This is a genomic window from Anabaena sp. WFMT (genome assembly GCF_051781005.1).
Classification (GTDB): domain Bacteria; phylum Cyanobacteriota; class Cyanobacteriia; order Cyanobacteriales; family Nostocaceae; genus Anabaena.
On sequence record NZ_JBPWOA010000006.1, the window covers coordinates 43922 to 57722 of the forward strand.

Annotated in this window: 15 protein-coding genes and 1 pseudogene; 11 read left to right on the forward strand and 5 right to left on the reverse strand. The window is 35.9% G+C overall.

The features are described from left to right. Window positions 1-115: 115 nt before the first annotated feature. On the forward strand, window positions 116-1687 hold the full coding sequence (locus tag ACSQ6I_RS04970) for a cation:proton antiporter (protein ID WP_438889253.1): 1572 nt from the start codon (window positions 116-118) through the stop codon (window positions 1685-1687). A gap of 305 nt (window positions 1688-1992) precedes the next feature. Here ACSQ6I_RS04970 and ACSQ6I_RS04975 read toward each other — a convergent pair whose 3' ends face one another. After that, the gene (locus ACSQ6I_RS04975) at window positions 1993-2382 is read right to left on the reverse strand and encodes a hypothetical protein (RefSeq protein ID WP_438889254.1); all 390 of its coding nucleotides are present in this window, start codon (window positions 2380-2382) and stop codon (window positions 1993-1995) included. Between the two features lie 322 nt (window positions 2383-2704). On the opposite strand from ACSQ6I_RS04975, the gene ACSQ6I_RS04980 reads away from it, so the two are divergent. The 10 genes and pseudogenes from ACSQ6I_RS04980 (at window position 2705) to ACSQ6I_RS05025 (ending at window position 10410) form a co-directional block, all read left to right on the forward strand. Beyond that, a complete protein-coding gene (locus ACSQ6I_RS04980) occupies window positions 2705-3133 on the forward strand; it encodes a hypothetical protein (protein WP_438889255.1) in 429 nt (142 codons plus the stop codon). Between the two features lie 301 nt (window positions 3134-3434). After that, window positions 3435-4346: pseudogene (locus ACSQ6I_RS04985) on the forward strand (IS982 family transposase). A 36-nt stretch (window positions 4347-4382) separates the two neighbouring features. Further along, window positions 4383-4802: a hypothetical protein gene (locus tag ACSQ6I_RS04990; protein WP_438889256.1), complete on the forward strand. Its 420-nt coding sequence runs from the start codon at window positions 4383-4385 to the stop codon at window positions 4800-4802. A 39-nt stretch (window positions 4803-4841) separates the two neighbouring features. After that, window positions 4842-6170: an IS701 family transposase gene (locus ACSQ6I_RS04995; RefSeq protein ID WP_438889258.1), complete on the forward strand. Its 1329-nt coding sequence runs from the start codon at window positions 4842-4844 to the stop codon at window positions 6168-6170. Window positions 6171-6402: 232 nt separating this feature from the next. Then, window positions 6403-7188, forward strand: coding sequence for a hypothetical protein (locus ACSQ6I_RS05000; RefSeq protein ID WP_438889259.1), 786 nt, complete (start codon window positions 6403-6405; stop codon window positions 7186-7188). Between the two features lie 174 nt (window positions 7189-7362). Beyond that, window positions 7363-7674 carry a hypothetical protein gene (locus tag ACSQ6I_RS05005; RefSeq protein WP_438889260.1) on the forward strand — a complete coding sequence of 104 codons (312 nt, stop codon included), beginning with the start codon at window positions 7363-7365 and terminating at the stop codon, window positions 7672-7674. A gap of 122 nt (window positions 7675-7796) precedes the next feature. Beyond that, the gene (locus tag ACSQ6I_RS05010) at window positions 7797-8051 is read left to right on the forward strand and encodes a SemiSWEET transporter (RefSeq protein WP_438889261.1); all 255 of its coding nucleotides are present in this window, start codon (window positions 7797-7799) and stop codon (window positions 8049-8051) included. 16 nt (window positions 8052-8067) lie between these two features. Beyond that, on the forward strand, window positions 8068-9699 hold the full coding sequence (locus ACSQ6I_RS05015) for a B12-binding domain-containing radical SAM protein (protein ID WP_438889262.1): 1632 nt from the start codon (window positions 8068-8070) through the stop codon (window positions 9697-9699). 56 nt (window positions 9700-9755) lie between these two features. Continuing rightward, window positions 9756-9944, forward strand: a complete 189-nt coding sequence (locus ACSQ6I_RS05020; protein ID WP_015212398.1) for a CPXCG motif-containing cysteine-rich protein — start codon at window positions 9756-9758, stop codon at window positions 9942-9944. Between the two features lie 19 nt (window positions 9945-9963). Beyond that, window positions 9964-10410, forward strand: a complete 447-nt coding sequence (locus ACSQ6I_RS05025; RefSeq protein ID WP_438889263.1) for an SRPBCC family protein — start codon at window positions 9964-9966, stop codon at window positions 10408-10410. 12 nt (window positions 10411-10422) lie between these two features. On the opposite strand, the gene ACSQ6I_RS05030 is transcribed toward ACSQ6I_RS05025, so the two are convergent. From ACSQ6I_RS05030 to ACSQ6I_RS05045, 4 genes are all read right to left on the reverse strand, one after another. Beyond that, on the reverse strand, window positions 10423-11169 hold the full coding sequence (locus ACSQ6I_RS05030) for a class I SAM-dependent methyltransferase (RefSeq protein ID WP_438889265.1): 747 nt from the start codon (window positions 11167-11169) through the stop codon (window positions 10423-10425). Window positions 11170-11282: 113 nt separating this feature from the next. Continuing rightward, window positions 11283-11927 carry a DUF2834 domain-containing protein gene (locus ACSQ6I_RS05035; RefSeq protein WP_438889267.1) on the reverse strand — a complete coding sequence of 215 codons (645 nt, stop codon included), beginning with the start codon at window positions 11925-11927 and terminating at the stop codon, window positions 11283-11285. Between the two features lie 12 nt (window positions 11928-11939). Continuing rightward, on the reverse strand, window positions 11940-13037 hold the full coding sequence (gene hrcA, locus ACSQ6I_RS05040) for a heat-inducible transcriptional repressor HrcA (RefSeq protein WP_438889268.1): 1098 nt from the start codon (window positions 13035-13037) through the stop codon (window positions 11940-11942). Window positions 13038-13408: 371 nt separating this feature from the next. Beyond that, window positions 13409-13768: a rhodanese-like domain-containing protein gene (locus tag ACSQ6I_RS05045; protein ID WP_438889269.1), complete on the reverse strand. Its 360-nt coding sequence runs from the start codon at window positions 13766-13768 to the stop codon at window positions 13409-13411. Window positions 13769-13801: the final 33 nt, after the last annotated feature.

A 13801-nucleotide genomic window follows, 5' to 3' on the forward strand; every position in this document is an offset into this window, starting at 1 on the left:
GAGTCAGGAGTCAGGAGTCAGGAGTCAGGAGTCAGGAGTCAGGAGGCAGGAGGCAGGAGGCAGGAGGCAGGAGGCAGGAGTCAGGAATCAGTGTAGAACTTTACCATATCTTCTTATGATGATTGAATCAGAAATAGGTGAGCAGATTATTGCAGCCAATCTCAAGCAATTTCTTTTGGTACTTTCAGTTTCATTAAGTGTGGCGACTTTACCGCAGATATTTAGTTGGTTTCGCCAAATACCTTATACATTACTATTGGTAATTGTTGGGTTGGGTTTAGCGATCGCTGATGTCCGTCTTGTCACCCTTTCCCCCGGCTTGATTTTGTTCATTTTCTTACCACCACTTTTATTTGAAGCCGCTTGGAATTTGCACTGGAAGGAACTAAAGCAGGATTTTTTCCCAATTTGCTTATATGCAGTCTTCGGAGTAGTCATTTCTATTCTTGGTGTAGCCATCGGCCTCAATCAACTAGCTGGAATTTCCCTCACCACAGCTTTACTAATCGGTGCTAGTCTATCGGCTACTGACCCAGTTTCTGTGACTGCATTGTTTCGAGAACTAGGAGTGGGTAAGCGTCTTGTCACCCTCATGGAAGGAGAAAGCCTCTTCAACGATGGCATGGCTGTAGTTGCTTTTGGTTTTTTGGTAGCCCTACCGCTAGGAAAAGTCCAATTGGGATTGCAACCTATTTTAATCGAGTTAATTACAGTCGTTGGTATCGGTGTAGCAGTCGGTAGTTTAATTGGGTTTGGTATCTCCTACCTTACCCAACGCTTCGATTTACCAATGGTGGAACAGTCGTTAACATTAGTTTCCGCTTATGGAACTTACTTAATTATTGAAGATTTAGGTGGTTCTGGAGTAATTGGAGTTGTCACCACAGGTTTAATTTTAGGTAACTTTGGTTCTCGTATCGGCATGAATCCCCGGACTCGGATTATTGTTTGCGAATTTTGGGAATTTTTGGCTTTCTTTGTCAACTCAATTGTCTTTTTATTGATTGGTGATCAAATTCGCTTTGCTAGTTTGCGAGAAAACTTGGGCATCATTTTTGTCACAGTCATAGCGATGATTATCATGCGGGCATTAGCGATTTATATTCTGAGCTTTGTTAGCGCTAATATTACTAAATCAGAAATTTCTTTACCTGAGCAAACTATACTTTGGTGGGGTGGGTTACGTGGTTCTGTTTCCATTGCCCTGGCTTTAAGTGTACCAACAATTCTGCCAGAACGAGACAAAATCATCGCTACTGTATTTGGCGTAGTTTTGTTTACTTTACTAGCACAGGGATTAACCATCAAACCTTTATTACAAAAGTTGAATTTATTGGGTGATGCTGGCCTCCGTGAGCAATACTTAGAATTATCTGCTCGGAATGTAGCTTTAGAGAGAGTTCTGCAACACCTCCAAGCAGATCAACGTCCGGGAATTGACCCTGAATTTTACCGTTATCAAGAAGCACTGATCAAAGGAGAAATTGATGATTTACAAGGGAAAATAGATCAGTTACAAAATGAATATCCTAATCTCAGGGAATTCTCTACTGAACAATTTCGGGGAGAATTACTCGCAATTGAGGCAGATACTTATGCTGAATTTGTACGGTCTGGACGGTTAAATAAAGAACTTGCACCTATGCTACAAAATATTTTGCAGGCTGGGAAAGCACAGGCAAGTTAAACCCACAAAGGACACTCAAAAGTTAGATTTTTTATTAAGAGTGAACAGGGAATGGGTAAATCTTAACAGGGAAATTCCCATATTTAAAATGTAAAATGTCCTGAACAAAGTGAAGGATATGGGAGTTGTACAAGGTTGTACTTTTCTCCCTTTTGATAAATAAACAATGGTGTTTTAAACCCTGACTATTGAGGCTATTTCTTTGTTCCCAGTTCCCGTCCCGAATTGCTGGTCATTAATTCTTTATTATCGCGAGTTTGCTTAATAACTGGGATCATGTGACGTGACGGAAAATAGGAACCGAGTTAGCTAAAGAATTTATTGGCGGGAAACTTACCTTTTTTAGGACAGTATTCAGAACAATTTATTGCCTCTTCCGTCAGAACGATATCAGGCTTCACCGCACATTTAAGGTAATGGTTATTGGAGAAGAACTTACAATTTTTACAGGGGACTTGATGTACAGAATTGATACTGAAAGCTATTTTGTTATCTAAATTAGAGCGAATTTTCTGTAAAATAAACAAAAAAATAGCCCAAATAAAAACAAAACTCAAGGGACTTAAAGCTATTGCTAGATCGGATATATTTAGAGGTTGCTGTTGTACGTATTCCTGTTTACTTTCACTGTGTGTTAACTGATGAAAGCTTCTTTTATCCGCAACTTTCTGTTGTAATATCTGTTCAACATACATATTATTTACCTTCTCTATAATATGTTTTTCTCAGTAAATTGTGAAAATTAGAGTATTTACCAGATTCCAATTATAGGTTTAACAAAACAAAAATTCAGCTATCTCTGTCGGTAGTTTTGCTTGCCATTATTTGAATGTATATCTAAAGGAAGAAATTTAATCAATAAATTCCAGATTAATGAACTTCAGAGATCCAGGGTGTTAAAATTGCTCTAGAGATAGAGGAATAATTTCAAAACTTGTTTATTGAGAAGTAGATAAATAACGTTAATTTTTATTAATTAAATGTGTTAATTGCAAGATGATCATAGGTCTGGGAAATATGAATATAGTATTTTTCCACAAAGTTCCTGTAAATGCTCTAGTATTACTTTGGTTAGCTTACAATCTTTTGGGTTGGTATCTTGCTGCTCACCAAATCGCTTGGTTAGTGGGAGCTTTTGTCGCAGTACTTGCAATAGCTATAGTCAGAAAAAGTAACTCTTGGTTAGAAAGTCTGTTAGTCTTTGGTTCTCAAACCTTAATTGTGGTCTTATTTTTAAGCGCATCAATCGCTTTAATCGCAATTTGGTCAATCTTGTTCAGTATATTTCTTATACCTCTGGCAACTACGCTGTTGGCTGATTTAGAAATGCGTTTTTCTGGCTTTAACAAAAAAGATTCATTTTGGATATTAACAGTCATTGCTGGCTTAGGTTTAGCCGTTGGTGAGATGATAGATATCCTCATTCTTCCTAGTATTAAATACTAACTTCACTGTGTCTAATCTGACTTTTTCCTCAGAGGTTGTTTTAAAAGTATTTTTGTGAATATCAAAACCTCTCTCCCTGTGGGAAGCCACTCCGCATTGAGATATAGATAATTTGTGCAATATTAGTGTCTATCTATACTAACATAACGTGAGTTCGACAGTGATCAAAAGGTGGAAAGCTTGTTCAGAGAGGATTTGAGAAACTCCAGAGAAAAATCACTAAGATTTATGGAGAAGAGGTGAAAAAATCATAAAAAAACACCGAGACTAAAAATATCAAAGAAAATAGGGAGTCTCGGCTATGTCTACCATCATATCTCACCTTGATATTACGCAAATATTTTGTGATGTAGATGATTTCTGTAACCAATGGGAAAACTTGTGGCAGCAAGTACCACAATTGCCATCCACAAAGGGAGAAAGGCGCAGCTAATCAAGAATGCACCTATCAGAAGTGATGACAATAGTCATTGCTTTTCATGGCAGTGGTTATAGAACCTTTAAGGAATTTTATACCTTGCAGGTACTTCCAGGATGGCGTGGGGCATTTCCGAATTTAGTCAGCTACACAAGATTTGTGGAATTGATGCCTTGGTGTCTAATGTTATTGTGCTGTTTTTTGCATACACGAACCTGAGAAATTACAGGGATTAGTTTTATAGATTCCACACCAATCAATGTTTGCCATAATTGTCATGCCCATACACATAAAGTATTTAAAGGGTTGGTCAAATGGGGTAAAAATTTCGTGGGTTGGCATAACGGAAGTAAACTTCATTTGATTATTAATGACCGAGGAGAACTGCTGGCATTTAAGTTAACTCCTGCCAATGTAGATGACCGCAAACCAGTTCCAGAGATGACTCAAGATTTAATTGGTAAACTTTTTGGGGATAGAGGATATGTTTCCCAAAAATTATTTGAGGAGTTATATGAGCGAGGATTAGAGTTAATTACAAAATCCAAAAAGAACATGAAAAATCGCTTAGTCAAATTGATTGATAAAATTTTATTACGCAAACGAGCCGTTATCGAATCTGTAAATGACTACCTCAAAAATATCTGTCAAATAGAACACTCCCGTCATCGTAGTCCATTGAACTTTTTGGTGAATTTGATAGCGGGTTTGGCTGCTTATACCTATTTACCTAAAAAACCTTCTATTGATATTTACCCAAAAGACTTACCATCTCTACCTCCTGCCATTTTTTAGCTCCGTCGAACTCACGTTATTGTAGGTATGATTAATATGAATCCAGAGTACGAAATCCGCGTTAAGCATTTTGCTGTTTTGAAAGAGAAATATCAAGCAAATCAATATCAAGATTCATCACCTTCTAGTCTTCTATATCTGATTTTGCGAAAAGTTGATTTAGAATTAGAACTCAGTGAATTAGAGTTCAATTGGTTACGAGAAAATCAACTAACACAAACAATTGAAATCATTTGGTTACAGAAATTTAGAAATGGTGAACTCAAAAGGCTAGAAGATGAATTTTCTCAATTACAAGCTAAGTATAAAGTTACTAAATCTTGGGAATCTTCAGTAACTAGTTTTCTATATCCAATTTTGTGGAAACTTGATTCAGAACATAATTTAACTGACTCAGAAATTCAATCATTGCGACATAATATCCCTCTTTTGTCACTTTCCGGGTATTCTGAATAAAAGAATAAAAAAAGAAAACCCTGAAAGGTAAGTGGGGCAATGGATATAGAGTTACAAATCCTGAAACATTTAGCAAGAGATGCTCACCCAACAGTTGCCATCATAGATGAATATTGTACAGAGTATAAAGACTTATTTAAGGAAGTAAGAAATTATGAGTGCTTCAAATATTTACACTTGGGAATCATATCAACGATAAAAAGGAAGTCATTACCAGAGATAGCGAAGGTAGTAAGTATAAACTCAGCCCAGTCATTACATCATTTCCTAGCTAATTCAGATTGGTCAGTAGATGAATTAAAACAACGAAGATTAAATAAAGTTAAGCAAGCATTGAAGGGTCAGGCGATTACAGTAGTAATAGATGAAACCGGAGATAGAAAAAAAGGTAAAAAGACTGATTATGTAGCGAGACAATATTTAGGAAGTGTAGGAAAAGTTGATAATGGAATAGTTTCAGTCAATGCTTATGGAGTTTACTCTAATATAACTTTTCCATTAAGTGTAAAAGTATTCAAACCAAAAGGGACGCTAAAAGAAGGAGATAAATATAAAACTAAAATAGAGTTATCGTCAGAAATAATTACAGAGTTAATTGAAGAGGGTTTTAATATCGAACTGGTACTGGCAGATAGTTTATATGGTGAAAGTAGCCAATTTATTAGAAAATTGGATGAATATAACTTAGCCTATGTGGTAGCAATTAGAAGTAATCATGGAGTCTGGTTACCCGTAGGACAAAGCTTTAGGGCGAATAAGTGGTGTAAATTTGAGAGAACATTTAGCAATCAAAAATCAGAGGCTAGATATATCCGAGAAATAATTTATGGTAAAAAAAGAACCATAACTTACTGGGAAATAACTACTGACCCAGAAACCATGCCAGATAATTCTACTTCTTTCGTCATGACAAATCTTCAAGGGAATTTGAACAAGACTTTAGGTGACTTATATGGATTAAGAACTTGGGTTGAATATGGGTTTCGACAGTGTAAACAGGAACTAGGCTGGACAGATTACCGTTTCACTAATTTCCAACATATTGAGAGATGGTGGGAGATTATTTTTAGTGTTTATACTATGATTAGCTTAAATTCTCCAGTCTTCTTAGGCTTAAATCAATCTGGTCAACTTGAGACTAAGGCAAAAGAAAATAGTGATGTGGATTTTTCTAATCATCCACAATGGAACCATGAATCTGGATGGAAGAATACTTTAAATAATCTGCGTCTCATTATCCAACCACTTTTACTATTTTGGCTAATTTATCCCTGGTTAAGTATTTTCCATAATTCACATTTGTTACTGGGATTCAATCATTTAATTGCCGCAATGAATCAATTTAAACCCTGTTATACTTCTGGATGATTTAGCTTCTTTACTACTTGCTTATTCCGGAAAGTGACAGAAGAGGGATAATCTATTTCAGGTAGTCGAAATAGCTCAAGATATAAAAAATTTTGCTGTTCTAAAACAGAAATATCAAGCTAAGAAATATCAACATTCATTTCCCAATAATATACTCTATGAAATACTCAAAAAATTAGACATAGCTAAACGGCTGGATGATTCTGAATATGAATGGTTGATAGATCACGAATTGTTTGAAACTATAGAGATATTTGAACAACAAGAGTTAGAGAGACAAGAAGAGTTAAAAAGACAAGAAGAGTTAAAAAGACAAGAAGAGTTAAAAAAACAAGGGAAATTTATTCAGTTAAAAGAAAAGTACAAAGCTACTAACCACCCTGATATATCCCCCTCTAGCAAATTATATGAAATACTGCAAAAACTGGAGGAAAATAAAAAGCTAAATTATTTTGATGAAGATTGGTTGGAAAATCGAGGACTAACGGAAACAATTGAGATTGCTAAAGAACTTGAACTAAAAAAAGAATTTACCGCATTGAAAGGAAAATATAAAGCAGAAAAATATACAGATTTCTCAGTTTCTAGTGATTTATATTTTATTCTCAAAAAACTTGAATTAGAGAATAAGTTAGGTAAGGATGATTTAGAATTTCTGCAAAAACATCAATTGACAGATACATTAGTAATCGCTAATAAAAAATATGCTGATAGTTTAAAACACAAAGCAGAATTAGGAGAGTTTTTAAATGATTCAGAAATTGAATGGTTGGAAAATAATGGACATGAAGATGTTATCAATTTGGCTAAACAAAAGCACTTTGCAGCACTAAAAAGAAAGTATGGATTGATAGATCCTTTACTTTCTTTAGAGCCATTTTATACAATTATGGTCAAATTAGAGAAAAAAGAACGGCTAGAGCCTGTGTTGGTTTTTCAGCTTATGGATGAGGAACTTTTATCTAGTGGTGGAAAGATTGCTCTTGCATACTACAGACTAGAAGCTGAGTTTTTATAACAAGAAATTCAACGTACTGGAAACAAAAGGCTTATTCCAAAGGCTAGTAGTTATTGGCGTAAAGCCCATGAACCTGTTCAGGCTTTAAAAATTACTAATTTAGATTTAAGTAAAATTAGAGATGGTGATAATAAATCAGCCATTTCAGTTACTAGAGGTGCAGCTTTCAGAGATATGAGTAACTTAGTTGATGCAGAAAATTGTGCGAGGAAAGCTATTGAGTATCAGCCTGATAGTCATCAACCTTACACCTTAATGGGTGCTATTTCTTATGATAAATATGAGTATGAAGAAGGTGATTATTGGTTTGAGCAAGCAATACAACATGGTGCTGAAACTGAAGATATAGATGCTGAAAGAAAACGAATAATCAAAAGTACAAAAGATGAGCATAAACGACATGAAGCAGCAGAATATCTCTTGAAAAAAGATTCAAAACGCTATGCTTGGGCTAAAGATCATCTAAAAAAAAAGGATAATAAGTAACAGCATTCATCCATTTAGAGACGTTTTATGAAACGTTTCTAAAATTTCATATAATATCAATTAGTGCTAATGGATTTGTTGCTATATTATGATATGATACTTTTTATCAAAACCCATTAAATATGGATTTTATCACCCTTTTAGGATTTGCCGCAGGTTTATTAACAACTATCGCCTTTTTACCGCAAATGTTTCAAACCTGGAAAACAAAATCAGCTAAAGACGTTTCTTTCGTGATGCTGATTACTTTTATGACAGGTTTATTTCTGTGGTTAATCTATGGGATTATTCTTGGTGCTGTACCCATTATTATGGCTAATGGTATAACTTTATTTTTCAATTTTATTATTCTCTGGCTTAAAATTAAATATAGATAACTTTTTTGATAAACCTGTGACATCATCTGTATTTGACTCTGAACGCCTTCTATTCACCCCCGCAAACCCCAATACTGACGCTATACCGCTGATTTTCGCTTTTCCCAATGAGTACACGGTGGGGATTACTAGCCTTGGCTATCAGGTAGTGTGGGCAACTCTAGCCATGCGTGATGATTTGCAGGTAAGTCGCTTATTTACCGATATTCAAGAACAACTTCCTAGACAACCAGAAATACTAGGCTTTTCTATGTCTTGGGAGTTAGATTATGTGAATATTTTTAATTTATTAGAATCTTTAGGAATCCCCCTGCGGGCTAGTTTGCGTAATAAACAACATCCCCTAGTTTTTGGGGGTGGACCAGTTCTCACAGCTAACCCAGAACCTTTTGCTGAATTTTTTGATGTAATTTTATTGGGAGACGGAGAAAATCTGTTAGGGAATTTTATTGATTCTTATAAAGAAGTTAGAAATGCTGATAGAGAAACTCAATTAAACAAATTAGCGCAAGTACCAGGAATTTATATTCCTAGTTTGTATACAGTGGAATATGAAACGAAAGATGGAGAAATAAAATCAATCAATCCTATTTCGACGGAAATTCCCGAAGTTATTCAAAAGCAAACTTACCGAGGAAATACTCTCTCTGCTTCTACTGTGGTTACAGAAAAAGCTGCATGGGAAAATATTTTCATGGTGGAAGTGGTGCGGAGTTGTCCAGAAATGTGCCGCTTTTGTTTAGCGAGTTATTTAACATTACCTTTTAGAACTGCGAGTTTAGAAGGTTCTTTAATTCCTGCTATTGAACGAGGTTTAACAGTTACTAAACGTCTGGGTTTATTGGGTGCTTCAGTTACTCAACATCCTGAATTTACTGAGTTATTAGATTATATTAGTCAGCCAAAATATGATGATGTGCGGTTGAGTGTTGCTTCGGTAAGAACAAATACGGTAACGGTAAAATTAGCTCAAACTTTAGCTAAACGAGATACGCGATCGCTTACCATTGCTATAGAAAGTGGTTCTGACAAATTACGTCAAATCATCAATAAAAAGTTATATAACGATGAAATTATTCAAGCGGCTATAAATGCTAAAGCTGGGGGTTTATCAAGTTTGAAGTTATACGGAATGGCAGGAATTCCTGGGGAAGAAGAGGAAGATTTAGAAGAAACGGTATCAATGATGAAGGCTGTTAAAAAAGCTGCACCTGGTTTGCGGTTAACCCTGGGTTGTAGCACCTTTGTACCCAAATCACACACGCCTTTTCAATGGTTTGGGGTTAATAAGCAAGCGGAGAAACGGTTACAGTTTTTACAAAAACACCTAAAACCCCAAGGGATAGAGTTTCGTCCAGAAAGCTATAATTGGTCAATTATACAGGCTTTGTTATCGAGGGGCGATCGCAGAATTTCCCATCTGCTAGAATTAACTCGTGACTTTGGCGACTCTTTGGGTAGTTATAAACGTGCTTTTAAGCAACTCAAGGGGCAAATTCCCGATTTAGATTTTTACGTCCACGCTAATTGGTCAACTGATCAGATTTTACCTTGGAGTCACTTGCAAGGGCCTCTACCTCAGTCTACACTACAAAAGCATTTGAGTGAAGCTATGGGTCATTTTCGCTCTGGGTTGGAAGTGAAATAAACGCAGAGGTTAACGCAAAGGTACGCAGAGTTATAAAATTGAGATAATATCTAGAGATGCAAAACACATCAGAGTTTTATTGTGCTTATTGTGGTGAACCAAATTTAACTTTTATTGATTTTAGTGCCGGAATGCAACAAAGTTATATAGAAGATTGTCAGGTTTGCTGTCGTCCTAATGTTTTGTATGTCAGGATTGATGAAGATACACTAGATATTGAAATTGATAGTGAATACGAAGGCTAATTTTTAGGTTTTTCTTTCCATGCTGCATTTTAAACATTCCTCAATTATTAACGCACCAGTAGAAGTAGTTTGGAAATTTCATGAAAGATCAGACATCTTACAATTACTAACCCCACCTTGGCAACCAGTTCAAGTAATTCGTCGTGAAGGGGGAATAGACGAAGGTGCAATTACTGAATTTCGCTTGTTTGTTGGGCTTTTACCTTTGACTTGGTTAGCGCGTCACACTGAATTTGAAAAATATAAACTGTTTACTGATAAACAGATATCTGGCCCTTTTGAGTCTTGGGTACATCGTCATGAGTTTGCAGAGGAAAATGGGAAGACTAGGTTAACTGATAATATTTCTTTTTCTCTACCTGGTGGTGATGCTGTGGAATTTGTCAGTGGTTGGTTGGTACAGGTGCAGTTAGAAGCGATGTTTCGTTATCGTCATTTTGTCACAAAAAGGGAGTGTGAGTCATGACATTAAAAGGTTTTATTGGTAAAAAGACAACATTTGTGTAGTATCTAAAGAATCACGATAAACGCATTTAAAATCACTAAAACCGTATTTTTCAGAAATTGTTTGTAAGGTTTGTTGAGTTTCAGGAAAATCGCTAGATGACATATGATTTTCTACCATTGAATATTCTTGAGGAGTTAATAAAGACCAATATTTTTCTACATTTTCTAAATAACGTTTCACATAGTTGTCTCTGCTTTCTTCTTCTTTACGCACAATATCAATGAGAATAAAAATACCACCTGGTATTAGGAGTTTTTTAACCTGCTTAATTAAATTATCTTTTTCCTCAATTTGCAGATGATGGAGAGCAAAAGATATTAAAATCACATTAAATTTATTCTCTTTATTTTTCGCTAATTCAGAAGTTAATTCCCAGCAATCTCCTTTAATAAAATTTGTTTTACATTTAGTTACGGCTAGATTCTTTTCAGCCCCTTTAAGTGCCGGATTTGATAAATCTATACCTGTATATTCAGCAATTTGGGTATTTAGTAAAGCTTGAGAGGTGAAACTAGCATCACCACACCCAATATCAAGCATAGTAAAAGGTTTTTGAAAGTAGTTAAGTAGTAATTCATGTAGCACAACATAAATTTCGTGGTGTCCCATGTAATTCTTATTTAACACTTTTTGATAAAGCTGCCATTGTTCGTTAAAAAATTTTTTGGGGAGAAACGATTCATTTTGATTAATTTCGACTTTTATAGAATCTGGCATATTTTTAATTTTCCTAGTTTGTAGATTTTAAATGCAATTGAATGTATCTATCGTTTTTGAATCACAAAATTTTATCAAGTTGTAGGTGTAAATAATTTTTGTTGTATTCTCTTTTACCCATCTACTGCTTTTAGAGGTGGCCGCACACATAAATAAATCAACGCCCCAAATAGAGGAATTAAAGCAAATAACCAAAATAATTGATTATCTTTCCAACCACGTCGTGTCATATCATCTCCTAATAAGGCCGGAAATAATAGACTCAACATACAAAAGTCTAAACTCATTACATGAATAAAACGGCTAGTTTGCCATTGTTGTAAAAAATTAGCCCAATCTCCTTGGAAACCATAAGCAACTAAAACACCAGCACCTAATGTTAATAAAATGCCAGTTATACGCGAATCGAAGATTTTCAGAAATAAATTTTTTTTGCCTATAAACTCTTGATTTGGTTCTCTTAAAGCTAAATATGGTAAAAGTGCAAATGCACCAACTGCAAAGGAAGCTGTAGCAAACGGCCAAGCTGGTATTTTTTGCCCTCTACCATCTATAAATAATACGGCACTATAGATTAAAGGCCAAATACCCATGATATTAAATAAGGCAATTATTATAGGATTAATACCTTGCCAATTACCTGTAGACAGATTTTTAATTAATTCTAAACTCTCTGGGAAATTATCAGGAGGAGCAAAGAAAAAGGCATAGGAAATAAATCCTAGCCATAACAAACCAAAGGCAATTTTTCTCAACATGATTTAGGCAATTTAACTAAAAGCTTCTGAGAGATAATCTGCTGCTGCGGCTACAACTGCGATCGCACTTTCATAGTCTAAACGAGTTGGTCCCAAAACTCCCACACTCCCTACCGGTATAGAACCCCGACGATAGGTAGAAGAAATTAAAGTACAACCACGAATTGGTTCTAGTGGGTTTTCTGCACCAATACGAACTGTTACCCTTGATTTACCAGTTTCCTCAGTTTCTGGTTCCTCACAGATTAAACGCCACAACTGTTCTTGTTCTTCTTCCAAAAGATGGATGATAGTTTGTACTTGCTGTAATTGGGAAAATTCTGGCTGACGCAAAACTTCCCCTACCCCCCGCACCATAATTTGTGTTGCAGCTGGTGCTAGAGTGCGACGTGTCAACTCTGCAATTGAATTTTTCAAGAATTCACCATAGCGTTGAAACTCTTGGTCTAATTCACTCCAGTCAAGTTTAGCTAACTCCAACAAACTGCGGCCTCGTAAGTGACTATTTAGAAAATTGGATACAATTTGCAACTCATGATCAATTACCTCAGGATCAGGTTTAGTTTCTGACGACGCTGTGAATAAATCCATCACCTTAGAATGCGTCTCATAACCATCTGTCACCACAATCAGCATAATTGTACCAGGTTCAATCTGCACTAATTGCAAATGTCGTAACTGTGCAGTAGTCGGTTGTGGCATAGTAATCAAAGTAATGCAGCCACTCAAAGTTGCTAAAATTTGTGCAGCACCTTGCAATAGAGCTTCCAAACTCCAATCTTCCCAATGTAGACGTTGTTGTAATGCGGCTTCTACCTCTTTAGTTAAAGCTTCTGTTCGTGTACCATCTCGGAAAGAAGGTGTAATTAGTTGATCAACATAAGTGCGATAACCAGAATCAGAAGGTATCCTCCCCGCTGAAGTATGTGGTTGGTAAAGTAAACCAGATTTTTCTAAAACACCCATGACATTGCGAATAGTTGCAGAACTAACACCAAGGTCAAACTCCTCAATTAGAGCTTTAGAGCCAACAGGCTCTGCCGTAGCAATGTAGTGGCGTACAGTTGCCCAAAGTATATGCTGTTGTCGATTTGTCAGCTGAACTTGCATAGGTGATATTTTACTGAAGGCAAATTTTAATCAAAGGTTGAAAAAATATTGTGGCTATAACCGCAAAGCAAAAAAAGGTTAATAATTATTTAATTAAGATAGCAAATTATATACTCGTATGATGGTGATTAACGCAAAAGTTACCCTTAATTCATCATCACAGCGTATTACCTGATACAGCTTGACCATAGCACCAAAAGCTGCGTTTAAGATGAGATTTTCATCTTTTTCTGTATTCTTTCATAAGCTTCTAAGCAATGCTGTATTTTTCGATACTGATTTATTTATTTGATAGACAGGGAATGGAATTGAGGAGGACAAATCAAGTTAAAAATACTAAACTTCTGCCTCCTGCCCCCTGTCTACCAATGTTAATACTGAGGAACTGAAGAATCAACTAATATCGAATAAGCAGAAATACCACCCGTAATATTTTTAACATTTGTAAATCCTTGAGCAACTAACCATTGACACATCTGAGCAGAGCGCACACCATGATGACACAGGACAAGGGTTTCTGCATGGGGATCAAAGCGGGTGGGGACTTGCTCACCCCATTCGGCAAATTCACTCAGGGGCAGGTTGACAAACCCTTCCAGGCTTGCTATTTCAACTTCTTGGGGTTCGCGCACATCCATTAGCTGCAAACTAGAATCACCTGCTGCAAGACGTTGTGCTAGTTCTTCTACGCTAATTGAGGCAAAGGGTTGAACAAAAGATGTACCTGTCATGTAGTTTTTCTAAACGATCCTATACTATTCATG

Excerpts from the sequence above, each read along its gene's own strand:
- ACSQ6I_RS05010 (WP_438889261.1), top strand. The coding sequence starts at position 7,797 with ATGGATTTTATCACCCTTTTAGGATTTGCCGCAGGTTTATTAACAACT.
- ACSQ6I_RS05025 (WP_438889263.1), top strand. The coding sequence starts at position 9,964 with ATGCTGCATTTTAAACATTCCTCAATTATTAACGCACCAGTAGAAGTA.
- ACSQ6I_RS04975 (WP_438889254.1), bottom strand. The coding sequence starts at position 2,382 with ATGTATGTTGAACAGATATTACAACAGAAAGTTGCGGATAAAAGAAGC.
- ACSQ6I_RS05020 (WP_015212398.1), top strand. The coding sequence starts at position 9,756 with ATGCAAAACACATCAGAGTTTTATTGTGCTTATTGTGGTGAACCAAAT.
- ACSQ6I_RS05005 (WP_438889260.1), top strand. The coding sequence starts at position 7,363 with ATGAGTAACTTAGTTGATGCAGAAAATTGTGCGAGGAAAGCTATTGAG.
- ACSQ6I_RS04995 (WP_438889258.1), top strand. The coding sequence starts at position 4,842 with ATGGATATAGAGTTACAAATCCTGAAACATTTAGCAAGAGATGCTCAC.
- ACSQ6I_RS04970 (WP_438889253.1), top strand. The coding sequence starts at position 116 with ATGATGATTGAATCAGAAATAGGTGAGCAGATTATTGCAGCCAATCTC.
- ACSQ6I_RS05030 (WP_438889265.1), bottom strand. The coding sequence starts at position 11,169 with ATGCCAGATTCTATAAAAGTCGAAATTAATCAAAATGAATCGTTTCTC.
- hrcA (WP_438889268.1), bottom strand. The coding sequence starts at position 13,037 with ATGCAAGTTCAGCTGACAAATCGACAACAGCATATACTTTGGGCAACT.
- ACSQ6I_RS04980 (WP_438889255.1), top strand. The coding sequence starts at position 2,705 with ATGAATATAGTATTTTTCCACAAAGTTCCTGTAAATGCTCTAGTATTA.
- ACSQ6I_RS05035 (WP_438889267.1), bottom strand. The coding sequence starts at position 11,927 with ATGTTGAGAAAAATTGCCTTTGGTTTGTTATGGCTAGGATTTATTTCC.
- ACSQ6I_RS05045 (WP_438889269.1), bottom strand. The coding sequence starts at position 13,768 with ATGACAGGTACATCTTTTGTTCAACCCTTTGCCTCAATTAGCGTAGAA.
- ACSQ6I_RS04990 (WP_438889256.1), top strand. The coding sequence starts at position 4,383 with ATGAATCCAGAGTACGAAATCCGCGTTAAGCATTTTGCTGTTTTGAAA.